At 52.0% G+C, this 24,163-nt stretch carries 22 protein-coding genes and 1 other annotated feature; of the genes, 20 read left to right on the top strand and 2 right to left on the bottom strand.

The features are described 5' to 3' along the window. The 14 genes from rnpM (at position 1) to glmS (ending at position 15,952) form a co-directional block, all read left to right on the top strand. Complete coding sequence (gene rnpM / locus B5E82_RS09705; protein ID WP_191416040.1) at positions 1-255, top strand: RNase P modulator RnpM; 255 nt, start codon at positions 1-3, stop codon at positions 253-255. Next, positions 242-583: a L7Ae/L30e/S12e/Gadd45 family ribosomal protein gene (locus B5E82_RS09700; RefSeq protein WP_087307349.1), complete on the top strand. Its 342-nt coding sequence runs from the start codon at positions 242-244 to the stop codon at positions 581-583. The genes rnpM and B5E82_RS09700 overlap by 14 nt, the downstream gene beginning before the upstream one ends. After that, entirely contained in the window at positions 564-3,566 is a 3,003-nt protein-coding gene (gene infB, locus B5E82_RS09695; RefSeq protein ID WP_087307348.1) for a translation initiation factor IF-2, read from the top strand. The genes B5E82_RS09700 and infB overlap by 20 nt, the downstream gene beginning before the upstream one ends. A gap of 3 nt (positions 3,567-3,569) precedes the next feature. Further along, a complete protein-coding gene (gene rbfA / locus B5E82_RS09690) occupies positions 3,570-3,965 on the top strand; it encodes a 30S ribosome-binding factor RbfA (protein WP_087307347.1) in 396 nt (131 codons plus the stop codon). Next, positions 3,946-4,911: a DHH family phosphoesterase gene (locus B5E82_RS09685; protein WP_087307346.1), complete on the top strand. Its 966-nt coding sequence runs from the start codon at positions 3,946-3,948 to the stop codon at positions 4,909-4,911. Before rbfA ends, B5E82_RS09685 begins: the two co-directional genes overlap by 20 nt. 18 nt (positions 4,912-4,929) lie before the next feature. Continuing rightward, positions 4,930-5,853: a tRNA pseudouridine(55) synthase TruB gene (gene truB / locus B5E82_RS09680; protein ID WP_087307345.1), complete on the top strand. Its 924-nt coding sequence runs from the start codon at positions 4,930-4,932 to the stop codon at positions 5,851-5,853. Between the two features lie 27 nt (positions 5,854-5,880). Next, positions 5,881-6,819: a bifunctional riboflavin kinase/FAD synthetase gene (locus B5E82_RS09675; protein WP_242966295.1), complete on the top strand. Its 939-nt coding sequence runs from the start codon at positions 5,881-5,883 to the stop codon at positions 6,817-6,819. 24 nt (positions 6,820-6,843) lie between these two features. Next, a complete protein-coding gene (locus tag B5E82_RS09670) occupies positions 6,844-7,341 on the top strand; it encodes a restriction endonuclease (protein ID WP_087307344.1) in 498 nt (165 codons plus the stop codon). Positions 7,342-7,709: 368 nt separating this feature from the next. Next, on the top strand, positions 7,710-8,690 hold the full coding sequence (locus B5E82_RS09665; protein ID WP_242966294.1) for a C40 family peptidase: 981 nt from the start codon (positions 7,710-7,712) through the stop codon (positions 8,688-8,690). 317 nt (positions 8,691-9,007) lie between these two features. Then, positions 9,008-10,063: an FtsH protease activity modulator HflK gene (hflK, locus tag B5E82_RS09660; RefSeq protein ID WP_087307342.1), complete on the top strand. Its 1,056-nt coding sequence runs from the start codon at positions 9,008-9,010 to the stop codon at positions 10,061-10,063. Continuing rightward, entirely contained in the window at positions 10,053-11,021 is a 969-nt protein-coding gene (gene hflC / locus B5E82_RS09655) for a protease modulator HflC (protein WP_087307341.1), read from the top strand. Before hflK ends, hflC begins: the two co-directional genes overlap by 11 nt. Positions 11,022-11,189: 168 nt before the next feature. Beyond that, the gene (gene rpsO, locus B5E82_RS09650) at positions 11,190-11,456 is read left to right on the top strand and encodes a 30S ribosomal protein S15 (RefSeq protein WP_087307340.1); all 267 of its coding nucleotides are present in this window, start codon (positions 11,190-11,192) and stop codon (positions 11,454-11,456) included. A gap of 202 nt (positions 11,457-11,658) precedes the next feature. Further along, positions 11,659-13,752, top strand: a complete 2,094-nt coding sequence (locus B5E82_RS09645) for a polyribonucleotide nucleotidyltransferase (RefSeq protein ID WP_087307339.1) — start codon at positions 11,659-11,661, stop codon at positions 13,750-13,752. A gap of 361 nt (positions 13,753-14,113) precedes the next feature. Then, positions 14,114-15,952, top strand: a complete 1,839-nt coding sequence (gene glmS, locus B5E82_RS09640) for a glutamine--fructose-6-phosphate transaminase (isomerizing) (RefSeq protein ID WP_087307338.1) — start codon at positions 14,114-14,116, stop codon at positions 15,950-15,952. Between the two features lie 36 nt (positions 15,953-15,988). Here the strand turns inward: glmS and B5E82_RS09635 are convergent, their stop codons facing one another. Continuing rightward, positions 15,989-16,927: a LysR family transcriptional regulator gene (locus B5E82_RS09635; RefSeq protein ID WP_087307337.1), complete on the bottom strand. Its 939-nt coding sequence runs from the start codon at positions 16,925-16,927 to the stop codon at positions 15,989-15,991. Between the two features lie 221 nt (positions 16,928-17,148). On the opposite strand from B5E82_RS09635, the gene leuC reads away from it, so the two are divergent. Together leuC and leuD are read left to right on the top strand one after the other, a co-directional pair. Then, positions 17,149-18,417, top strand: a complete 1,269-nt coding sequence (leuC, locus tag B5E82_RS09630) for a 3-isopropylmalate dehydratase large subunit (protein ID WP_087307452.1) — start codon at positions 17,149-17,151, stop codon at positions 18,415-18,417. Between the two features lie 12 nt (positions 18,418-18,429). Next, on the top strand, positions 18,430-18,915 hold the full coding sequence (gene leuD / locus B5E82_RS09625) for a 3-isopropylmalate dehydratase small subunit (protein WP_087307336.1): 486 nt from the start codon (positions 18,430-18,432) through the stop codon (positions 18,913-18,915). A 150-nt stretch (positions 18,916-19,065) separates the two neighbouring features. Here leuD and B5E82_RS18965 read toward each other — a convergent pair whose 3' ends face one another. After that, positions 19,066-19,575: a DUF6512 family protein gene (locus tag B5E82_RS18965; RefSeq protein WP_087307335.1), complete on the bottom strand. Its 510-nt coding sequence runs from the start codon at positions 19,573-19,575 to the stop codon at positions 19,066-19,068. 312 nt (positions 19,576-19,887) lie between these two features. On the opposite strand from B5E82_RS18965, the gene B5E82_RS09615 reads away from it, so the two are divergent. The 4 genes from B5E82_RS09615 to B5E82_RS17880 all read left to right on the top strand — a co-directional run bounded on the left by B5E82_RS09615 (position 19,888) and on the right by B5E82_RS17880 (position 23,905). Next, on the top strand, positions 19,888-20,610 hold the full coding sequence (locus B5E82_RS09615; protein ID WP_242966293.1) for a cell wall hydrolase: 723 nt from the start codon (positions 19,888-19,890) through the stop codon (positions 20,608-20,610). 41 nt (positions 20,611-20,651) lie between these two features. Next, positions 20,652-20,932 (top strand) — a binding site (T-box leader). A 246-nt stretch (positions 20,933-21,178) separates the two neighbouring features. Next, positions 21,179-22,837, top strand: coding sequence for a 2-isopropylmalate synthase (locus tag B5E82_RS09610; RefSeq protein WP_191416230.1), 1,659 nt, complete (start codon positions 21,179-21,181; stop codon positions 22,835-22,837). A 22-nt stretch (positions 22,838-22,859) separates the two neighbouring features. Continuing rightward, positions 22,860-23,648, top strand: coding sequence for a nitrilase-related carbon-nitrogen hydrolase (locus B5E82_RS09605; protein ID WP_087307334.1), 789 nt, complete (start codon positions 22,860-22,862; stop codon positions 23,646-23,648). 14 nt (positions 23,649-23,662) lie between these two features. Then, the gene (locus B5E82_RS17880) at positions 23,663-23,905 is read left to right on the top strand and encodes a hypothetical protein (RefSeq protein WP_140393117.1); all 243 of its coding nucleotides are present in this window, start codon (positions 23,663-23,665) and stop codon (positions 23,903-23,905) included. Positions 23,906-24,163 lie beyond the last annotated feature (258 nt).

Below are 24,163 nucleotides of genomic sequence, written 5' to 3'. Positions count from 1 at the left end.
ATGCGCCAGTGTGTGGGATGCCAGGAAATGAAGAGCAAGAAAGAGATGCTGCGGGTCATTAAGACTGCAGAGGATGAAATCATACTGGATACCACAGGCCGCAAGAACGGACGCGGCGCTTATCTCTGCTTCTCAAAGGAATGTCTTCTCAAGGCGAGAAAGAACCGGGGACTGGAACGGTCCCTGAAGACAGCGATTCCGCCGGAGGTGTACGACAGTCTGGAAAAGGAGTTGGATGAGCTTGGCACAAAATAAGGTATATTCGATGATCGGGCTTGCCATGAAAGCCGGAAAGCTCACGAGCGGAGAATTCTCCGTAGAGCATGCAGTGAAGGCGGGAAAGGCGGCGCTGGTTATCGTATCGGAAACCGCGTCAGAGAACACGAAGAAAAAATTCCAGAACATGTGTACTTACTATGAAGTGCCCTTGTACTTCTTTGGTGAGAAAGAGACGTTGGGTCACGCCATGGGAAAGGAGTTTCGAGCATCCCTGGCAGTGCTGGACGAGGGATTTGCAAAGGCCATCGAAAAAAGCCTGATAACAGATAAGGGAGGTAGTAAGTATGTCGAAAAGAGTACATGAACTGGCAAAAGAACTGAACAGATCAAATAAAGAAGTGTTAGCGGCTCTGGCAGAGAAAAATGTGGAGGTGAAAAGCCATATGAGCGTACTTTCAGAGGAACAGGAGGCTATGGTGAAAAAAGCCCTCGCCCCGAAAAAGGAACAGACAGAGGCGAAGGCAGAGGCTGCCAGACCGGAAGAGACGGCAGGAAAGCAGGAAGGAGCCCACGCGGCTCCGCCGAAAAAGAAAAAAATCATAGCGGTATATAATGCCCATAACAGTCAGACGGGAATCAAAGCTCCCCGGGGAGAGAAGAAGCAGCAGGGAGCCCGCTCTCAGCAGGCGCGTCCGGCTCAGGGAGGAGCACGGCCGGCGGCAGGAACAGGAGCAGCGCGCCCGGCAGCAGGAGGGGCAGCCGCCCGTCCGGCAGCGGGAACAGGAACAGGGCGTCCGGCTGCGGCAGCAAAGGCAGCAGGAGCGGGAACCGTTCAGCCTGCGGCGCAGACGGCAGAGACACAGGCTCAGGCCCAGAATGCGGCAGCACAGAGCGTAAAGCCTGTTCAGCCTCAGCAGCAGGCGAAGCCGGCTCAGGATGAGAGCGCGAATGCGAAGCCAGCGGCTGCAGGAGCAGCGCGTCCGGCGGCTCAGAGTCCGTCCGGAACACGTCCGGCGCAGGGAAGAGACGGCCAGGGCCAGAGAAGAGATGGTCAGGGTCAGAGAGACGGCCAGGGCGGAAGAGACAGCCGGGGAGGCTATCAGAGCCGTGACGGAAGAGGCGGCCAGGGAAGAGACAGCCAGGGCCAGAGAAGAGATAGCCAGGGCCAGAGAGACGGCCAGGGCAGCAGAGACAGCCGGGGAGGCTATCAGAACCGTGACGGAAGAGGCGGCCAGGGACGTGACGGAGCAAGAAGAGACGGTCAGGGAGGAAGAGACGGCCGGGGCGGTTACCAGAACCGCGATGGAAGAGGCGGCCAGGGACGTGACGGCGGAAGACGCGCTATGGATATCCCGGCAGCGCCTGTAGAGCTTCGTAAGTCAGAAAACCGCAGAGCAGAGAATAAGAACCGCAATGATGACAGCAAAAAAGAAAGAAACACCAAATTCAACGATAACTGGAACGGTAAGCCGGGTCAGGGCGGCCGTCGTCCGAATCAGGGCGGTAATCGTCCGAACCAGAAGGGCGGCAAGGGAGCTAAGGGCGCTTCTGCGGCACCTAAGGCGGCACCTGCGCCGAAGAAGGAAGACAATACGCCGAAGGTAATCGAGATTCCTGAGATGATCAGCATTCATGATCTGGCAGAGAAGATGAAGATCCAGCCTTCTGTGATTATTAAAAAGCTTTTCCTGGAAGGCAAGATGATGACTGTAAATTCCGAGCTGGATTTTGAGGCGGCTGGAGAGCTGGCTATGGAGATGAATTTCGATCCGGTGCCGGAGGAGAAAGAGGATGTCATCGGCAAGATGCTTGAGGATTCGGAAGATCCGGAGGACAGTCTTGTACCGAGACCGCCGGTAGTCTGCGTTATGGGTCATGTAGACCACGGCAAGACCTCTCTTCTGGATGCCATCCGGCATACCCATGTGATTGACCGGGAGGCCGGAGGAATCACCCAGCATATCGGTGCTTATGTGGTTTCCATCAATGATCAGAAGATCACCTTTCTGGATACGCCGGGTCACGAGGCGTTCACAGCCATGCGTATGCGCGGCGCGAACTCCACGGATATCGCCATTCTGGTGGTAGCTGCCGATGACGGCGTGATGCCTCAGACCATCGAGGCTATCAACCATGCGAAGGCAGCCGGAATCGAGATCATTGTGGCGATCAACAAGATTGATAAGCCCAGCGCAAACATTGAGCGCGTAAAGCAGGAACTGGTGGAATACGAGCTGATTCCTGAGGACTGGGGCGGAAGCACCATCTTTGTTCCGGTGTCCGCTCATACCCACGAGGGTATCGATCAGCTTCTTGAGATGATTCTTCTGACCGCTGAGGTGCTGGAGCTGAAAGCCAATCCGAACCGCCGCGCAAGAGGTCTTGTCATTGAGGCAGAGCTTGACAAGGGTAAAGGTCCTGTAGCGACCGTTCTGGTGCAGAAGGGTACGCTCCATGTGGGCGATCCGATTGCGGTAGGCGCCTGCCACGGAAAGGTCCGCGCCATGATGGATGACAACGGACGCCGGGTAAAGGAAGCAGGTCCTTCCAAGCCGGTAGAGATTCTGGGACTGAACGATGTGCCGAATGCGGGCGAGATCTTTGTTTCTCCGGAGACCGACAAGGAAGCAAGAACCTTTGCGGAGACCTATGTAAAGGAAAGCCGCGAGAAGCTGATTGAGGATACAAAGATGAAGATGTCTCTGGACGATCTGTATTCCCAGATCCAGTCCGGAAACCTGAAGGAACTGAATATTATCGTAAAGGCCGATGTACAGGGCTCCGTGGAGGCAGTAAAGCAGAGCCTTCTGAAGCTCTCCAACGAAGAGGTCGTGGTAAAGATCATTCATGGCGGCGTAGGCGCCATCAACGAGTCCGACGTAAGTCTGGCTGCCGCTTCCAACGCAATCATTATCGGCTTCAATGTACGGCCTGACGCGACTGCAAAAGAGACTGCGGAGCGTGAAAAGGTAGACCTGCGTCTGTACCGCGTCATCTACGATGCGATCAACGATGTGGAATCTGCCATGAAGGGTATGCTGGACCCGGTATACGAGGAGAAGGTCCTTGGCCATGCGGAGATCCGCCAGATCTTCAAGGCCTCCGGCGTGGGCAATATCGCCGGCTCTTATGTACTGGACGGTGTGTTCCAGAGAGGCTGCAAGTGCCGTATCACGAGAGAAGGCGCCCAGATCTTCGATGGAAATCTGGCATCCCTGAAGCGTTTCAAGGACGATGTGAAAGAAGTAAAGGCAGGCTACGAATGCGGCCTTGTGTTCGAGAAGTTCAACGACATTCAGGAGCTGGATATCGTAGAGGCCTATACCATGGTGGAGGTGCCCAGATAGAGCATGAGAAAAAACAGCATTAAAAATACGAGGATCAACGGAGAAGTCCGCCGGGAACTCAGCGCTATTATCCAGAATGAGATTAAGGACCCGCGGATTCATCCGATGACCTCTGTGGTGGAAGTGGAGGTTGCGCCGGATCTGAAAAGCGCGAAGGCCTATATCAGCGTGCTTGGCGACGAGCAGGCTCAGCGGGATACGCTGGAGGGTCTCAGGAGCGCGGAAGGATATATCCGCCGTGCTCTGGCGCGCACTGTGAATCTGCGCAATACGCCGGAGATCCGTTTTATCATGGATCAATCCATAGAATATGGCGTGCACATGTCCAAACTGATAGATGATGTCAACAGAGACAGCTTGGAAAAAGAAGGTGATAAGGATGATCAGGCTGACGAATGAACTGCAGAATGTAAAAACGGTTGCCATTGCGGGCCACATCCGGCCTGACGGAGACTGTACGGGCTCCTGTCTGGCGGCAGCCGGCTATATCCGGGAGAATTTTCCCGGAATCAGCGTAGATGTGTATCTGGAAAGCATGAATCCCAATTTCCTTTTCTTAAAGGGAGCGAAAGAGGTAAAGACCGACTGGACAGAAGATAAGACCTATGATCTGTTTATCGCGCTGGATGCCAGCGACAGGGAGCGTCTGGGAGAAGCGGTGAAGTACCTGGAGACGGCCGGCCGGTCGCTCTGCATCGATCATCATATTACCAATACCGGATTTGCGGATGAAAACTGGATCGACGCTCAGGCCAGCTCCACTGCCGAGCTTGTATGGCAGGCCATGGATGAGGAACGCATCTCGAAAGAGACTGCTGAGTCCATCTATGTGGGAATCATCAATGATACCGGGGTTTTTCAGTATACCAATACGACGGAAAAAACCATGCAGATTGCCGGAAAGCTGATGGCGAAGGGGATCGACTTTTCACATATTATAGAAGAAACCTTTTACCGGAAGACCTACGTGCAGAATCAGGTCCTCGGCCGCGCGCTGATGGAGAGTATCCTGCTTCTGGACGGAAAGATCATCGTAGGCCGGATTCGTCAGAAGGATATGGAGTTTTATGGCGTAGGCCCTTCCGATCTGGACGGAATCGTGAGCCAGCTCCGCGTCACAGCAGGTGTGGAGGTAGCCATTTTCCTCTATGAGACGGGAACCCAGGAGTACAAAGCCAGTCTCCGATCCAACGGTCCGGTGGATGTAAGCGCCGTATGTTCCTATTTCGGGGGCGGCGGACACGTGAAGGCAGCGGGCTGCACCATGCACGGCAGTATCTATGATGTAGTCAACAATCTGACTTTACATATTGAAAAGCAGCTTCAGGATCATGAGGAAGGCTGACGAAAGACAGGAAGAAGAATGAACGGCATACTAAATATTTATAAGGAAGCGGGCTTCACTTCCCACGATGTGGTGGCGAAGCTCCGTGGAATCGTAAAACAGAAAAAGATAGGCCATACAGGAACTCTCGATCCGGATGCGGAGGGAGTTCTTCCTGTATGTCTGGGAAATGCCACAAAGCTCTGCGGCCTGCTGAGCGAGAAAGAAAAGACCTACGAGGCGGTGCTGCTTCTGGGACAGACTACGGATACCCAGGATCTATCAGGAAAGATATTAAGCACCGCGCCTGTGGCTGTGGAGGAAGAAGTTGTGCGGGAAACTGTGCTGAGTTTTCTGGGAGACTATGATCAGGTGCCTCCCATGTATTCCGCCCTTAAGGTAAATGGCAGGAAACTGTACGAGCTGGCAAGGGAAGGAAAGGAAGTGGAAAGAAAAGCCCGCCGGGTGAGGATTCTGGATGTGAAAATTCACTGGGTCCGCCTTCCGGAGGTATCTTTTTCTGTGACTTGCAGCAGCGGCACTTATATCCGCACCCTCTGTCAGGACATCGGGGAAAAATTAGGCTGCGGAGGCTGCATGAAGCATTTGCTGCGTACCCGTGTGGACCGGTTTGGCCTGCCGGACAGCCTGCGTCTTTCACAGGTGGAGGAGCTGATGAGGGAAGGAAGAATTGGGGAGGCTCTGATCCCGGTGGATCAGGTTTTTGCGGCATATCCCGGAATTCGGATGAAAGAAAAAAGCAGCCGGCTGGTTCACAATGGCAATCCTTTTTCCGAGCAGGACATCGAAACCTCCGATCAGCTTCATGATTCGGAGCATGAGACGGAGAAAGACTGGGTGCGGGTTTATGATTTTTCCGGCAGTTTCGTCGGAGTCTACAGACGGCAGGAAGAGCGCGGCGGAACCTTCAGCTACCGGCCGGTAAAAATGTTTTTATCGTAAAAGGCATAAAAAGGATATTATAGGTACATGATGCGGATAATCAGAGGAACGACAGAATTTCAGACAGAAGAAGAGACAGCCATATCACTGGGGAAATTTGACGGTCTTCACCAGGGGCACCAGCTTTTGGTAGAGCGGATTCTAAAAAAGAAACAGGAGGGCTTGAAGCCCCTTATTTTTACATTTGATTTCGGGGACAGGCCTGTGCTCCTGCTTCCGGAGGAACGCAGAGAGATGCTGCAGGGATGGGGAGTGGATTATCTGCTGGAATGCCCGTTTGTGGAAGAGATTTCTCATATGGAAGCAGATAAATTTATCCGGGAAATTCTGGTGAAGAGGCTTCATGTGCGTTATCTGGCAGTGGGGACAGATTTCCGTTTCGGCTATCAGAGGCGGGGCGATTACCGGCTTCTGAAACGTCTGAGCGCGGAATGCGGCTACGAGGTGGAGGTCGTGGAAAAGGCATGCTACGGCGGCGAAGAAATCAGCAGCAGCCGGATACGCCGGGAGCTGGAGCAGGGCCATATGGAGCTGGTGAACCAGCTGCTGGGTTACGCCTATTCCGTCACGGGAGAGGTCCTGCACGGCCGCCGGATAGGACGGACTTTAGGCATGCCTACCATCAATATTCTTCCGGAGGAGCGGAAGCTTCTGCCGCCGAACGGCGTTTACGCCACACGGACATGGATTGCGGGCGAGCGGTTTGAAGGCATCACGAACGTGGGTTACAAGCCCACAGTAGGCGGGGAGACGAGAAAGGGAGTGGAGACCTATCTCTTCGATCTGGACCGGAATCTGTACGGAGAAGTCTTGACTGTGCGGTTTTACGGCTATGAGAGGCCGGAGAAAAAGTTTGCTTCGCTGGAAGAACTGAAAAAGCGGATAGAGAGGGATGTGGAGTGGGGAAGAACGTACTTCAGCCAGTCCGCGTTTCCGGAAATGGAGGATAAGAATTATTCAGAATAAGATAAGAAGAAATCAGGTGGCGGCATGCTGACAAAGCTTTTTTATTATATTGTGGCGGCTCCGGTTCTTTTTCTGCTGCGCCTGATTTTCTGGCCCTTTAAAATGCTGTTCCGGTTTTTCCGCTGGCTGTGCCGCTGGAGACGTGAAAAAAGAAGAATGCGCCGGGCGGATTTTGACGATATGGACGGCTGGGAATTCGAGGAATATATTGCAGAGCTTTTAAGCAGAGACGGTTATGACCATGTGGAGGTCACAAGAGGAAGCAGGGACCAGGGCGTGGATGTGCTGGCCCAGCGGGACGGCGTTTCCTATGCGGTGCAGTGCAAGCATTATACCGCGAAAATTCCGAACAAGGCTGTACAGGAAGCCTACGCGGGCGCGGAGTTCTACGGCTGCGACGTGCCGGTGGTGCTGACGAACAGCTATTTTTCTCCTTCCGCGCTGGAGCTGGGAGACGAGATCGGCGTGGAGCTCTGGGACAGGGAGGAGCTTCTGAAGCTGGTGCGCAGAACCCGAAGATGACCTCCAGCCAAGCCATGCCAAGGGTCAGCCCCTTTTAAGCAGGGCCTGCCCCTTGAGGGCTGCGCCCTATGACCCTCCAGCCATAACCAGCCCCTTGTGAGCAAGCTCCCATGGTCTGTTTCTGGCTGGAGGGTCGCATGGCTTGGCTGAATGCAACATTGTACTGGTTTTTGTACTTGACAATTCCTGCAATTTGTTTTAGAGTGTAATAGAATCTTAACAAAATTGTAATAAATAAACCAAAGGGAAGATTACAGAACTTCAGATACAGGATAAGCCCGGGAAACCGGCCCCCTTTGATTCGGCATATGGAGGTTTGCATGTATAAACGGTACAAAGCGGCGGGGGTTGTTTTAGGAGCGATTTTTATGGCGATGGTAGGAATGAACGCGCAGGCGGCGCAGCTCAGCGAAGACCTGAATGTGGGAATCGCGTCTACCTTCGACCAGACGACCAACACAGAGGAAGAGACGCAGGCGACAGCAGAAGTGGTATGGACAGGCACTCCGCTGGAAGGCTACGTGAATATAGGAATTGCAAATGTGGAAGACAACCTGAATATCCGCGAGTCCGCAGACGAGGGAAGCGACCTGGTAGGAAAGCTTCGTAAAAACGCAGCCTGTGAGGTCCTTGGATATGAAGGAGAGTGGGCGCATATTCAGTCCGGAGAGGTAGAGGGGTATGTGAAGGCCCCGTACCTGTATACCGGGCAGGAAGCCATTGACCTGGCATTCCAGCTGGGACAGACGGTGGCAAAGGTGACCACGGACGCCCTGTATGTACGCATGGAGCCCAGCACGGAAGCTGATTACTGGACTATGGTGCCAAACGGCGAGGAGCTGACGGTCATCGAGGATATGGGCGACTGGGTGAAAGTAGATATCGATGGAGAAGAAGGCTATGTGGCAGCTGAATATGTAGAGGTAACGGATGAGCTGGATACCGCGCTGACCATTACGGAAGCTCTTTATGGAGAGGGCGTTACAGATATCAGGGTGGAAATCTGCGAATTCGCAAAACAGTATGTGGGCAACCGTTATGTGTGGGGCGGCACAAGCCTGACAAACGGCGCAGACTGCTCCGGCTTTACGCTGGCTGTTTACCGCAATTATGGAATCTCTCTTCCCCATTCTTCCAGAGCCCAGGCGAACTGCGGCACGAAGATCAGCGTCAGCGAGGTGCAGCCGGGCGACCTGATTTTCTACGGAAGCGGAAAGAGCATCAATCATGTAGCGATGTACATTGGCAATGGCCAGGTAGTACATGCAAGCAACTCCCGGACCGGAATCATCATTTCCAACATGTATTACAGAAGTCCGGTGAGCGCGGCGAGAATTATCAACGATTAAGACGTATTAACGATTAAAAAATCAAGAATTAAGGATTAAGAATCAAGAATATTTCCATCTTTCTGTGTACAGACGAGTGCCTTTGGCACCAGTCTTTAACAGGCCGTTTCGGGCTGCCCTGCATCGACAGGGCAGCCTTTTTAGCTGTATTGATACTGCGGACGACACCCTCCATGGATAAGAGCGCATATGGGCCTGGCCAATGGAGAGTATTGTTTCTGCGCAGATATTTTTTCCAATAGTCTGTCTTTCTTTTTTTATTTCCCGCAAAGCGTATCTGTGGTACAATAACTATACTATACTTAAGGGAGGGGACTATGTTTCAGTTTAATTTTGGAAACAGATTCGGGAAAAACTACAGAGAGGTTCCGCCGGAAGGAGGAGAAGAACAGCCCCGGCAGAAGAAATGGGGCAGAGGCTCGGGAGCGAAGCATGTAAAGAAGGCGGCAGCAGGAATTGTCATCGCGCTGATTGCCGTGTTTTTTGCCAGCTCCTGCTGGTATACGATCCAGGAAGAGGAACAGGCTGTGGTCTGTACCTTTGGAACGCCCAAAGCGGTGACGGAGCCGGGCCTTCATTTTAAAATTCCTCTGGTGCAGACAGTGACGAAGGTAAACACGACGATTCAGGGACTGTCGGTAGGTTATGACGACGAACTGCAGTATACAGAAGACGCAATGATGATCACCTCCGATTATAATTTCATCCGGGTGGATTTCTATGCGGAATACCGGATTTCTGATCCGGTCAAGGCGCTGTATGCCTCGGAAGACCCGGTCAAGGTACTGGACAATATTGCGCAGAACTGTATTCGGACAACGATAGGCTCTTACACCGTGGACGCGGTGCTGACTACAGGAAAAAATGAGATCCAGGCAAATATCCGGGATATGATTATGGAGAAACTGGATATTTATGATATCGGTATTCAGCTTGTAAGCATTACCATCCAGGACGCCCAGCCGCCTACAGCGGAGGTCATAGAAGCTTTCAAGGCGGTGGAGACAGCCAAGCAGGGCAAGGATACGGCTCTGAACAACGCGAATAAATACCGGAATGAGCAGATTCCTCAGGCGGAAGCGGAAGCGGACAAAATTCTGCAGGACGCGGAGGCGGAAAAGGAAAGCCGTATCAACGAGGCGGAAGGGCAGGTGGCCCGTTTTAATTCCATGTATGAAGAATATGTAAAATATCCGGCCATCACAAGGCAGCGGATGTTTTATGAGGCTATGGAGGATGTGCTGCCTGATATGAAGGTCATCATCGAGGGCGGAAACGGCAGCCAGGTACAGCAGCTTCTTCCGCTGGAGCCGTTTAGCAGCATGGAAAGTACGAATTCAGGAGAAACGGAGGCGGTAGAAAATGGACAGTAAGAAAAAAGGACTGGGATTTGTAAAATATATCATTTTGTTATTGGCGCTGTTCCTTTTGGGAAACAGTATTGTAATCTGCCGCGCAAACGAGTATAAGCTGATCCGTCAGTTCGGAAGGGTGCAGAGGGTGGTAAGTACCTCGGGCCTGACTTTCAAGCTTCCGTTTATTCAGACCACAGACACAGTGCCGAAGGAGATTCTGCTTTATGATCTGCCGGCTTCTGATGTGATCACCTCGGATAAAAAATCGATGATTGTGGACAGCTACGTGCTCTGGAAAGTGACAGATCCGCTGACATTTACGCAGACGCTGGCCAACTCCATCTACAATGCGGAAAACCGCATCAACGCCCTGGTCTACAACGCCACAAAAAATACAGTGTCCAGTATGACTCAGGATGAGATTATCAAGAGCCGGGACGGCAAGATGACAGTCACAGCCGGGGAGGCCGAATCAGACGTACAGTCCAATGATTTGATTTTGGAGGAAACCACGGAAGAGGTGCAGATTAAGTCACTGACGGAAGAAATTATGGATCAGCTGGGCGATTATGAGCAGTACGGCATCGATATCCTGGCAGTGGAGGTGAAAAAGCTGGATCTGCCGGATGACAATAAGCAGGCGGTCTATACCCGTATGATTTCCGAACGTGAGAATATCGCGGCTCAGTATACGGCAGAAGGGGAGTCTCAGGCACAGATTATCCGGAATACCACAGATAAGGAAGTCTCCATTATGCTGTCCGAGGCAAACGCTCAGGCGGAGCAGCTGGTGGCGGAAGGAGAAGCAGAGTACATGCGGATTCTTTCAGACGCCTATTCTGATGAGAGCCGCAGCGAGTTCTATTCCTTTGTGCGCAGTCTTGACGCGGCGAGAGAAAGCCTTCAGGGAAGCGATGACAAGACGCTGATTCTGCCGGCAGATTCTCCGATTGCTCAGATTTTTACCGGGCAGTAGGTGAATAGCAGCGCCGGCAGGCGGAAAGATAAGAAAAAATTGCAAGAATATTGACAGGGCTTTGCGCATGTGGTAAAGTGTAACGGTATGAGATTTGCCGGTATTCAGTAATCGGACACTCCGGCCATTGCTTAATATACGGCGTATAAAGAAAAAGGAGGAATTATCATGATCGCAAAGGAAAAGAAGCAGGCAATTATTGCAGAGTATGGTCTTAAGCCGGGTGACACAGGTTCACCGGAGGTACAGGTAGCAATCCTGACCGCCCGTATCCAGGAGCTCACAGAGCATCTGAAGAACAACCCGAAGGATCATCATTCCAGACGTGGTCTGCTGAAGATGGTAGGACAGAGACGTAATATGCTTGCGTACCTGAAGAAGATGGATATCGAAAGATACCGCAGCCTGATCGAGAGACTTGGACTGAGAAAATAAGCTTCATAAGGGCGGAGGAATTCGAAAGGATTCTTTCCGCCCTGTTTTTGGTCCGAAAGGCAGGCTGTTTTTTTGCAACCCGTTAACCCTGTAGGAGAAAGGCTCCGAGACCACTGATCTGCGCGCGCGGGCGCGCGCTCAGATCAGTAGTTTCGGTTTCTCCTACGCCAGCAGTGACATTATATGATATAAGGAGAAAAAGATGTACAAGAGTTTTTCGATGGAACTGGCCGGAAGAACTCTGACCGTAGATATCGGCAGAGTGGCAAAGCAGGCCAATGGCGCAGCCTTTATGCATTATGGAGATACTACCGTGCTTTCTACGGCTACTGCCTCTGACAAACCCAGAGATGGAATTGATTTCTTCCCTCTGAGTGTGGAATATGAGGAAAAAATGTACGCGGTGGGAAAGATTCCGGGCGGTTTCAATAAGAGAGAGGGAAAGGCTTCTGAGAACGCGGTTCTGACAGCACGTGTTATCGATCGTCCCATGCGTCCTCTGTTCCCGAAGGATTACCGTAATGATGTGACACTGAACAACCTGGTGCTGTCTGTAGATCCGGAGTGCAGCCCGGAGCTGACTGCCATGCTGGGCTCCGCTATTGCGACAGCCGTTTCCGATATTCCCTTTGCAGGTCCCTGCGCTATGACGCAGATCGGCATGATCGATGGAGAATTCATCGTAAACCCCGGACAGGCTCAGTATAAGGTATCTGATCTGAAGCTGACCGTAGCTTCTACCAGAGAAAAAGTAATCATGATCGAGGCCGGAGCCAATGAGATTCCGGAAGCGAAGATGATCGAGGCGATCTATCTGGCGCATGATGTAAACCAGCAGGTTATCGCTTTCATTGATAAGATTGTAGCTGAGTGCGGAAAAGAAAAGCACAGCTACACCAGCTGCGCAGTTCCGGAGGAGCTGTTCGAGGCTATCAAAGAGATCGTTCCGCCTGAAGAGATGGAGAAGGCAGTATTCACAGACGAGAAACAGGTGCGTGAGGAGAATATCCGCCAGATCACAGAGCGTCTGGAGGAGGCTTTCGCAGAGAAAGAAGAGTGGCTTGAGGTTCTGGGCGAAGCGGTATACCAGTATCAGAAGAAGACAGTCCGCAAGATGATTCTGAAGGATCATAAGCGTCCGGACGGCCGTGAGATGACACAGATCCGTCCGCTGTCCGCGGAGGTGGATATCATTCCGCGCGTTCATGGCTCCGCCATGTTCACCAGAGGCCAGACCCAGATCTGCAATATCTGTACGCTGGCTCCTCTGTCTGACGCTCAGCGTCTGGACGGCCTGGATGAGAATGAGACAAGCAAGCGCTATATGCACCATTATAACTTCCCGAGCTATTCGGTAGGAGAGACAAAACCCAGCCGCGGGCCGGGACGCCGTGAAATCGGCCATGGAGCTCTGGCAGAGCGCGCCCTGCTTCCGGTGCTGCCCTCTGAGGAAGAGTTCCCCTACGCAATCCGTACCGTATCCGAGACCTTTGAGTCCAACGGTTCCACATCCATGGCTTCCACCTGTGCATCCTGTATGTCTCTGATGGCAGCAGGCGTGCCCATCAAGAAGATGGTGGCCGGTATCTCCTGCGGTCTGGTAACAGGCGAGACAGATGATGATTTTGTACTTCTGACAGATATCCAGGGCCTGGAGGACTTCTTCGGCGACATGGACTTCAAGGTAACAGGAACCACAGAGGGAATCACAGCCATTCAGATGGATATCAAGATTCACGGACTGACCCGTCCGATTGTGGAGGGCGCTATCGCCCGCTGCCGTGAGGCCCGCCTGTTTATCATGGATACCTGTATGAAACCCTGCATCTCCGAGCCGAGACCGGAAGTGGGCCCCTACGCTCCGAAAATTGTACAGATTCAGATCGATCCCCAGAAGATCGGCGATGTGGTCGGCCAGAGAGGGAAGACCATTAATGCCATCATTGAGCAGACCGGCGTGAAGATCGATATCGATGACGACGGAGCAGTATCTATCTGCGGCACTGACAAGGCTGCGATGGATAAGGCGGTGGAGCTGATCCAGATCATCGTAACCGATTTCGAGGAAGGCATGGTTCTGACCGGAAAGGTGGTCAGCATCAAAGAGTTTGGCGCGTTCCTGGAATTTGCTCCCGGCAAGGAAGGCATGGTACACATTTCCAAGATTGCAAAGCATCGTATCAACCGCGTGGAAGACGTACTGACTCTTGGCGACGTGGTGAAGGTAGTCTGCCTGGGCAAGGACAAGATGGGCCGTTACAGCTTCAGCATCAAGGACCTGAAAGAAAACCAGTAATTAAAAACGCAGATTTTGTAAACAATATATGTGATTATTCATTAAATCAGAAAGAAGATCCGATTTGTTCGGGTCTTCTTTTTACCTGCCAAGTATGTATGATAGTGCTTCATGCAAGGCGCACAGAGGATGAAGAAAGCCCTTTGGCAGGAATTGAACAGACAGAACTGTTTTTCTTCTCCAATGATGGCGGTGAAAATACTAAAAAAGCAATGGAACTCCTGAAAGTATATCTGTCAGAATAAGAGGCGGTGGGAAGAACTTGTACTTTTCGACATCAAATCTGCATTTGCACTTTTCAACAGGGATACTTTCTGTTAATATAGAGCTATCTGAATGAAAACAGGAGGAAAAATTATCTATGTGTGGAATTGTTGGCTTTGTGGGAAACAGGCAGGCGGCGCCTGTGCTGCTGGACAGTCTTTCCAAGCTGGAATACAGAGGCTATGACTCGGCAGGCCTGGCGGTCCGTGACGGCGACGGCCCCATTGAGGTGGTAAAGGCAAAGGGGCGTCTGAAGGTGCTGGATGAGAAGACGAACGGCGGTCAGGCCCTTGTGGGAGACTGCGGTATCGGGCATACCCGCTGGGCGACTCATGGAGAGCCTTCGGAGAACAATGCGCATCCCCACTGCAATGACGAGGGAACCATTGTCGGCGTTCACAATGGAATTATTGAAAATTATCAGGAGCTGAAGCAGAAGCTTTTGAAGCACGGATACCGTTTCTATTCGGAAACGGATACAGAGGTGGCCATTAAGCTGGTGGATTATTATTATAAAAAGTATCTGGGGACGCCGGTGGACGCACTGAACCATGCCATGGTGCGTATCCGCGGTTCCTATGCGCTTGCTGTCATGTTCCGGGATTATCCGGAAGAGATCTATGTGGCGAGAAAAGACAGCCCCATGATTTTGGGAGTGGCTGACGGAGAATCCTATATTGCGTCTGATGTGCCGGCGATTCTGAAGCATACGAGAAATGTATATTATATCGGCAATATGGAGCTGGGCCGGGTACAGAAGGGAAAGATTACCTTCTACAATCTGGACGGTGACGAGATTGAAAAGGAGCTTGTAGAGATTAAATGGGATGCGGAGGCCGCAGAGAAGGCCGGCTATGAGCATTTCATGATTAAGGAGATTCATGAGCAGCCCAAGGCGGTTCAGGATACGCTGAATTCAGTGATTCATGACGGCCGGATTGACTTGGAGGAGATCGGGTTAAGCGATGAGGATATCCGGAACATCAGCCAGATTTATATGGTGGCCTGTGGTTCGGCCTATCATGTGGCGGTATCGGCCCAGTATGTCTTTGAGGATCTGGCTGGGATTCCGGTGCGGGTGGACCTGGCTTCCGAGTTCCGGTACCGGGATTTCCCGATGGATAAAGAAGGGCTTGTGATCGTCATCAGCCAGTCTGGAGAGACGGCTGACAGCCTTGCGGCGCTCCGTAAGGCGAAGAGCAGAGGTATCCGTACGCTTTCCATTGTAAATGTGGTAGGCTCTTCGATTGCCCGGGAGTCTGACAATGTATTTTATACGCTGGCAGGGCCGGAGATTGCGGTGGCGACCACAAAGGCGTACAGTACGCAGCTGGCTGCCTGCGATGTGCTGGCGGTTCATTTTGGCCTGGCCCGCGGACAGCTGGAAGAAGAAAGATATGGAGCGCTCATCGAAGAGCTTCTGGCTCTTCCGGACAAAATCGAACGGGTCCTGCAGGATAAGGAGAGAATTCAGTGGTTTGCGGCGAAGCAGTCTGCGGCGAAGGATGTGTTCTTTATCGGCCGCGGAATCGATTACGCGATCTCCATGGAAGGCAGCCTGAAGATGAAAGAAATCAGCTATATTCATTCGGAGGCTTATGCGGCCGGAGAACTGAAGCATGGAACCATCAGCCTGATTGAGGATGGCACGCTGGTGGTGGGTATCCTGACTCAGAGTGAGCTGTATGAGAAGACAATCAGCAATCTGGTGGAATGCAAGAGCCGCGGAGCGTATCTGATGGGACTTACTACCTACGGCCATTACAATATTGAGGATACGGCAGATTTCGTGACCTATATTCCGAAGACGGATGAGCATTTTGCGGCTTCTCTGGCGGTGGTTCCGCTGCAGCTTCTGGGCTATTACGTATCTCTGGCGAGAGGCCTGGATGTAGATAAACCGAGAAATCTGGCAAAGAGTGTGACAGTAGAATAATAGAGTCTGAAGATATGGCAGTAGAATAAAATAAGGTCAGAGAGCAGGAACGGATAAAGAGGCTGAGATACTGTGGATCAGGGCGCCCTCCAGCTGGGGGCGGATCTGGTTTTCCCGGTAGACAAAGCCAATTTCACGAGGCGGAACGGGAAATGGAAGAGGCATCTCCAGGAACGTTCCGTCTTTTAGTTCCTGAAGGACAAATTCCCGTATGACTCCGGCGATGCCCAGGCCGATGCGCGCAAAATCGATCAGAAGGTCCATGGAAGTGGTCTCCAGAATATTTTCCGGGAAAAGCGTATGCTCTTTCAAATAGCGGTCCAGGTACTGACGGGTCAGATTTTCGCGGTCCAGAAGCATCAGTACGCCGTTTTTCAGGAAAGAAAGGGTGTCGTCTGCAGAAAAAGAATCCTTTTCTTTCTGTCCTGTGAATAGAGAAAGGTTTTCCAGGTAATCCCGGGTGGCTATGAAGATGTCCTGAACCTGCATCACCGGGGCAAACGTCAGGGAACCCAGCTTTTCCGGCTTCCCGGTCAGGCCCAAATCCAGCTCTCCCTCTTCCAGCATCCGCATGGTGTGGTTGGTGGACTGGCAGGAGATGGTGACCCGAAGGTGGGGATGGAGCTTTACAAAATCCTTCAGGCAGGGCAGAAGGATGTACTTGCACAGGGTAGAGCTGACGCCGATACGCAGCTGTCCCATGCCGAATTCACGGCGGATGCGCAGCTGGTTTTCAGCGCTTTCCAGGGTCTGAAAAGCGGAGCGGACATGGGAGTACAGAAGCTCGCCTTCTTCAGTGAGCTGTACGCCCCTGGAGGAGCGGGTAAAGAGCTCTGTGCCCAGGGACTGCTCCAGTCTGCTGATGGATTTGCTGACGGCCGGCTGGCTGATAAACAGCTCTTCGGCGGCCCGTGAGATATTGCCTGTCCGGGCTGTGGTATAAAAAATGCGGTACAGGGAAAGGTTCTGGTTCAATGTGATTCCTCCTGACAGAAAATACTAGGATTTCCGGCTGTCTGTGGGACAGTGGGACAGTTGTGATTCGGACATAACTTTAAGTTATATAAAATATTCATAATATGTATTTTAATTATAACAGCAGATATGATAGAATACAAACAGAATTTATAGAAATGGTCCGGGTCTGCTGGCTTGGTCCGTCCTGGAATTTTGAAAAGAAAAAGGAGATAATGAGCATGGGAATGACAATGACACAGAAGATCCTGGCGGCGCATGCGGGACTTCCGGAAGTGAAGGCCGGACAGCTGATTGAAGCCAGGCTGGATCTGGTTCTGGGAAATGATATTACCACACCGGTGGCCATCCGTGAGATGGAGAAACTGAAAAAGCAGGAGGTCTTTGACAAGGATAAGATTGCCCTTGTCATGGATCATTTTATTCCCAATAAGGATATTAAGTCTGCGGAAAACTGCAAGTGCGTGCGTGAATTTGCCTGTCATCAGGATATCACCAACTACTTTGATGTGGGTGAGATGGGCATTGAGCATGCGCTGCTTCCGGAAAAGGGACTGACAGTAGCCGGGGACTGTATCATCGGAGCAGACTCCCATACCTGTACTTATGGAGCGCTTGGCGCTTTTTCCACGGGCGTGGGAAGCACAGATATGGCGGCAGGCATGGCGACCGGAAAAGCATGGTTTAAGGTTCCTTCCGCGATTAAGTTCCATCTGGTGGGCAAGCCCTCCAGATGGGTCAGCGGAAAAGATGTGATCCTGCATATCATTGGCATGATCGGTGTGGACGGCGCTCTGTATAAGTCTATGGAGTTTACAGGAGAGGGAGTGGCGAATCTGTCCATGGATGACCGTTTTACGATTGCGAACATGGCCATTGAAGCTGGCGGAAAGAACGGAATCTTCCCGGTGGATGAGAAAGCGGAAGCGTATATGAAAGAGCATTCCAGCCGTCCCTATCAGATTTATGAGGCAGATCCGGACGCAGAGTACGACGCGGAGTATACGATTGATCTGAGTACGCTGAAGTCTACCGTGGCTTTCCCCCATCTGCCCGAGAACACGAAGACTGTAGATGAGATTACAGAGGATATTGCGATCGACCAGGTAGTGATCGGTTCCTGTACCAATGGCAGAATGGACGATCTGCGGGCGGCCGCTGAGATTCTGAAGGGCAGAAAGGTGAAGAAGGGACTTCGCTGCATTGTAATTCCCGGAACCCAGAAGATTTATATGGATGCCATGGATGAAGGACTTCTGAAGATTTTCCTGGAAGCGGGAGCAGTGGTCAGCACGCCCACCTGCGGCCCCTGTCTGGGAGGCTATATGGGAATCCTGGCAGCAGGAGAACGGTGTGTATCCACGACAAATCGGAACTTTGTGGGCCGTATGGGCCATGTGGATTCGGAAGTATACCTGGCAAGCCCGGCAGTGGCTGCGGCCAGTGCGGTGACTGGAAAGATTTCCGCGCCCGCGGAGCTTGGATTATAGGAGGAAAGACAGATGCAGGCAAAAGGAAGAGTATTTAAATACGGAGACAATGTAGATACAGACGTGATTATCCCGGCCAGATATCTGGCTATCTCAGATCCGAGGGAACTGGCGGAGCACTGCATGGAGGACATAGACAAAGAATTTGTTCATAAAGTAAAGCCGGGAGACATCATGGTAGCAAACAAGAATTTCGGCTGCGGTTCCTCCAGAGAGCATGCGCCTCTGGTTATCAAGGTATCAGGAATTTCCTGCGTGATTGCGGAGACCTTCGCGCGTATCTTTTACCGCAACGCCATCAATATCGGTCTTCCGATCATTGAGTGCCCGGAGGCGGCAAAGGATATTCAGGACAAAGATGAGGTGGAAGTGGATTTTGACAGCGGAATCATTTACAACCGGACGACCGGAAAGCAGTATCAGGGACAGGCGTTTCCGGAATTCATGCAGAAGATTATCAAGGCGGAAGGCCTGATTAATTACATTAACGAGCAGTGACAGTTTCTTTTGTGTCCGGGACTGCAGCCGCAGCTCCGGATAGGGAGAAGAAAATTTGAAACGGATACGGAAGACACAGCGTCTGTACGCGGGCAGCATAAGGGCCGGGCAGACCCTGTGTCTTTTTTGCTGCGCCGCGGCATTTCTTTTTCAACTGGGACTCTGAAACAGGGGCAGGCCGGGCGGGCTGAAAGTGAAGGAAAAGAAACAGATAATGATGAGAAGGAGCAGGGCATAATTGGCCAGCAGGGGCAGGTGCAGGGACGGACAGCGCACCTCAAAGTAACGGGAAGAGCAGAAGGTGATGAGGACGCTGAAAATGAAAATCAGGATGTCCACAGGCAGAAAATCTCTTCCCGTAATACCCGTGTAGGTAAAAAAAGAGGCGGCTATGAAAAACATGCCGATGCACACGGCTGTGATCCGCGCGGTCAGAAAACGTCCGGAGACTTTAAAAAGTACGATAATTTCAAACAGGGTATAGACAAACACCGGGAAAAACAGGAGCTTCAGGTGTTCCCAGACAGATTCGTCCACCGGGGCGAACAGAGCTACAAAAGGATTTTCACCGCTCCATTCATAGCAGAAATGCAGCAGAACACCGGCGGCCAGCGTAAACAGAATACCGGCGGCCAGATTGGTCTTTTCACGGATTCTCATAATGCGATTCCTCCTCTGGAAGATCCGGAAATAATTCCAGTTTCCCACACGAAATATTACAAAAGTATGACATATACTATATTATATGTAACAAAAGTGAAAAGAATGGCAGGAAAAAGAACAGAAAAAGGTAATAAAAATGCCTGTCCTACAAAAGGTATTTTTGGTGATTTTACCAGACATTATTCAGAAATAGGGTAAAAAAGGAATTAATATACAAAAATAGTAATGAAATTAAGGAGGGATGGTTGACGGGCAGGCGGCGGATTTTTATAATATAGGCATATGAACAGGTTAAGAGATTGTGCAATAGTGCTGGGATTGGCAGGCATGCTTCTTATGGCGTCTGCCGATACAAAGGATGTAGAAGCAACAGGTAAAATCTCTTACGAAAGCGAAAACGTTCAGGAAGATACGGTTAGGACTGCCGGGCTGGAAGCGGCCGCCTGTTCCCTGGCAGTGGAGGAAAAAGCGGTTTGGGAAGAAGCAGAAGGAGCCGCGGCGGAGATGCCGGCAGAGACTGCGGCGGAGATCCCGGCAGAGACTGTGGCGGAGATGCCGGCAGAGATTCCGGCAGAGGCGGAAGCGCGTCTTGAAGAAGAAATGGAGGAGACGGAGCCCACGGAGGCTGACTCCGGCCGGGTCTATGAGCTGTCTGAAGAAGATTATGACGCACTGCTGCGTCTGGTGGAAGCAGAAGCGTCAGGTGAAGATATAAAAGGAAAGATGCTGGTGGCAAATGTGGTGCTGAACCGGGTAGAAAGCAGTTCTTTTCCGGATACGGTGAAGGAGGTTATCTATCAGCGGCACAATGGCAGAGCCCAGTTTTCGCCTGTAGCTACCGGAAAGATAGACCGGGTGGCGGTATCTGAGGAGACTGTGGAGGCCGTGGAACGGGCCCTCTGCGGCGAGGACGAGTCTTGCGGCGCCCTGTATTTTGTGGCTCCGGCCTATGCTGACGCGGCGAACCACAGATGGTTTCAGAAGAATCTGACGTGGCTGTTTTCCTATAACGGCCATGAATTTTATACTTGACAGTCTGCGGCATTTTTGCTATTCTTTAAAACAGATATTAGATAAATGCGAAGACGGGGAGTAGTACGATTCCTTTGGCGTTCAGAGAGCTGCCGGATGGTGCGAGGCAGCGGAAGAGGGAATGGGAACTGACCCCAGAGCGGCTGTCCGAAATCTCACGATGAGAGAGTAGATACAGACGGAGCCCGACCGTTACAGCGGGGAGGATATAAGGTCTTGCGGCAGGGAGGCTGCAGAGATCCGTATCTGATGAGAGTACGAACGATGTTCGTAAAACTGGAGTGGTACCGCGTAAGATGCAGCAAAGTCTTTCGTCTCCGGCAGTGGAAACTGCCGGAGGCGTTTTTTATTTCTGTGGCAGAGAGCCAAGCGGACGTGTCTGCATCGCTTCCGGTTTCATGCCTCGTATGCCTGCATCGAGGTCTTTGACTTGGCAGGAAGCTGTATTGCCTGTAAAATAGAAGAAGCAGCCTGCGGGATAGCCCATCACATAGCCGCATATCTACTATCAAGAGCGACAAGCGTGTGCGCAGTAAAAATGGAAAAGCAAAAAGGAGAGAACGAGACCATGATGAATCACAACAAGTATCGGAGACAGTACTATTTACCGCCTTATCCCTGCATGAAATGGGCAGAAAAGGATTACGTGGACAAAGCGCCCGTATGGTGCAGCGTGGATTTGAGAGACGGCAATCAGGCGCTTGTGGTGCCGATGACGCTGGAGCAGAAGATCGGCTTCTTTCAGCTTCTCTGCAAGGTGGGCTTCAAGGAGATCGAGGTAGGCTTCCCGGCGGCTTCTGAGACAGAGTATACCTTTTTGAGAGAGCTGATTGAGCGGGATCTGATTCCGGACGATGTGACGATTCAGGTGCTGACCCAGGCCAGAGAGCATATCATCCGCAAGACCTTTGAAGCGCTGGAGGGCGCGAAGCAGGCCATCGTACATGTATACAATTCCACTTCCGTAGCCCAGCGGGAGCAGGTCTTCCATAAATCAAAGGATGAGATCAAAAAGATTGCTGTGGACGGGGCAGAGCTTCTGAAGCGGCTGACAGAAGAGACCGGCGGCAATTACCGTTTTGAGTACAGCCCGGAGAGCTTTACCGGTACAGAGCCGGAATACGCTCTGGAGGTCTGCAACGCGGTTCTGGATGTATGGAAACCCACGGCAGATAAGAAGGCCATCATCAACCTCCCTGTGACTGTGGAACATTCCATGCCCCACGTCTACGCCAGCCAGATCGAGTATATATGCCAGAACCTGAAATACCGTGACAATGTGGTAGTATCCCTTCATCCCCATAATGACCGGGGCTGCGGCGTGGCGGATACGGAGATGGGCCTCCTGGCGGGAGCGGACCGGGTAGAGGGAACCCTCTTTGGAAACGGAGAACGGACCGGAAACGTGGATGTGGTTACGCTGGCGATGAATATGTACTCTCAGGGCGTGGACCCGGAGCTTGACTTCAGCAACATGCCGGAGATATGTGAGGCTTATGAGAAATTCACAGGCATGAAGGTGAATGAGAGAAGCCCCTATGCGGGAGCTCTTGTGTTCGCGGCTTTCTCCGGTTCTCATCAGGACGCTATCGCAAAGGGAATGCATTACCGGGAGGAGCACGACCCGGAGCATTGGACCGTTCCTTATCTGCCTATCGATCCGACCGATGTAAACCGCAATTACGACGCGGACGTGATCCGTATCAACAGCCAGTCTGGAAAAGGCGGCGTAGGCTACATCCTGGAGCACAACTTCGGATTGAATCTTCCGGCCAAGATGCGTGAAGCCATGGGCTATGCGGCCAAGGATGAATCGGATCACAAGAACAAGGAGCTGATGCCCGAGGAGATTTTCGAGCTTTTCAAAAAGAAATTCGAGGGCCTCACAACGCCTTACAACATTACAGAGGTACATTTCAAACAGGTGGACGGCATTACCGCCGAGGTGCACACGGAATATCAGGGAAAGAAAGAGGTTACTTACGCAGCTGGAAACGGCCGTCTGAATGCAGTCAGCAACGCGCTGAAGAAATGTTACGGTCTCCAGTACAATCTGGTAACCTATCAGGAGCACGCGCTGGAAGCAAGCTCCAGTTCCCGTGCTATCGCTTATGTGGGAATTCAGAGGCCTGACGGAAAGCTCTGCTGGGGCGCCGGCGTGGATTCCGATATTATCCGCGCTTCCATTGACGCTCTTCTGACAGCTATCAACAATTCTGTGGAGTAAGGAAGAGAAAAAGGAGAGACTTATGAGACTTGCGCTGGCGCAGACAGAACCTCTCTGGGAGGACAAAGAAGGAAATTTCCGGGCTGCTCTCAAATTTCTGGAGCAGGCCCGGGAGAAAGGCGCAGACCTGATCCTGTTCCCGGAGATGAGTATGACGGGCTTTTCCATGCACCCGGAGAAGATCGGAGAGACAAAAGAAAATCCTGTGACCCTTGACTTTTTCCGGGAGAAGGCAGGAGAATACGGCCTGTATATTGGGATTGGCTATGTGGAGTACTGCGAGCCGAAATCATACAACTGCTATGCCATCATAAGCCCTGAAGGGGAGATTCTGGCGGATTACCGGAAGATTCATCCGTTTACCTTCGGCACAGAGGCGGTGCATTACGCGGGAGGAGAGAAACTGGCCTTCTGCCGGGTGAGGGAATTTACCGTGTCGCCGCTGATCTGCTATGATCTGCGGTTCCCGGAGCTTTTTGAAATCGCGTCGGAAAGGGCGGAACTGATTCTGGTGCCTGCAAACTGGCCTTCTGACAGAAGAGAGCATTTTATGACTCTTCTGCGCGCCAGGGCCATTGAAGATCAATGCTATATCGCCGGGGTAAACCGTGTGGGACACGCAAGAACCCTAGGCTATACCGGAGATTCCATGATTGTGGACCCCTTCGGCCGGGTGCTGGCCCGGGCCGGAGAGGGAGAAGAGCTGATTGTGGCGGAGCTGGAACTGGAACCTCTGAAAAAATACCGGAAGGAATTTCCGGCCAGAACAGACCGGAAACCGGAACTTTATGAAAAACTGCGTCACAGCTGATAGACATTTCCCGTATGATTCGGAATAAACTGACCGGGGAAGGCGTCCCGGAGCAGAGCCTCTCCTTTGAGACCCGTGCAGTGGGAGACGGCGATCTGGCGGATCTGCAGTTCCCGGAAGGCATCGATAGATGCCCGAATCCGTTCATCGGAGGCGTCCACAAGATGAGTTCCTCCGATGACGGCATATACCGGGAGCCCGGTTTCAGAGGCTGCCCTGCGCAGCATGTTTACAATGCCGGGGTGGGCGCAGCCTGAGAGAAAGACCAGACCTCTTCCGGTCAGAAGGCCCAGGGCTGTCTCGTCCGGAAAGAGGTCGGGATGGAAGCCGGAGGCGTCCCCTGTATAGAAGCGGGGATTGGGCTTTTCGAAGGGAAAGCTCCAGTCAAAATTTTTGAAAGTAAGCGCTTAATAATACAACGGCTATCTTTTTAAACCACGTTCTACTATTATTGAAGTAAAACGCTCCAACTTCAACTTTTTGATTCAATCCTGCATCTTTGCTGTATCATGTCA

It is taken from the genome of Lachnoclostridium sp. An138, assembly GCF_002160765.1.
Classification (GTDB): Bacteria; Bacillota; Clostridia; order Lachnospirales; family Lachnospiraceae; genus Laedolimicola; species Laedolimicola faecalis.
The sequence above is the reverse complement of the archived record's forward strand: the minus strand, read 5'-3'. Positions and strand labels throughout refer to the sequence as shown.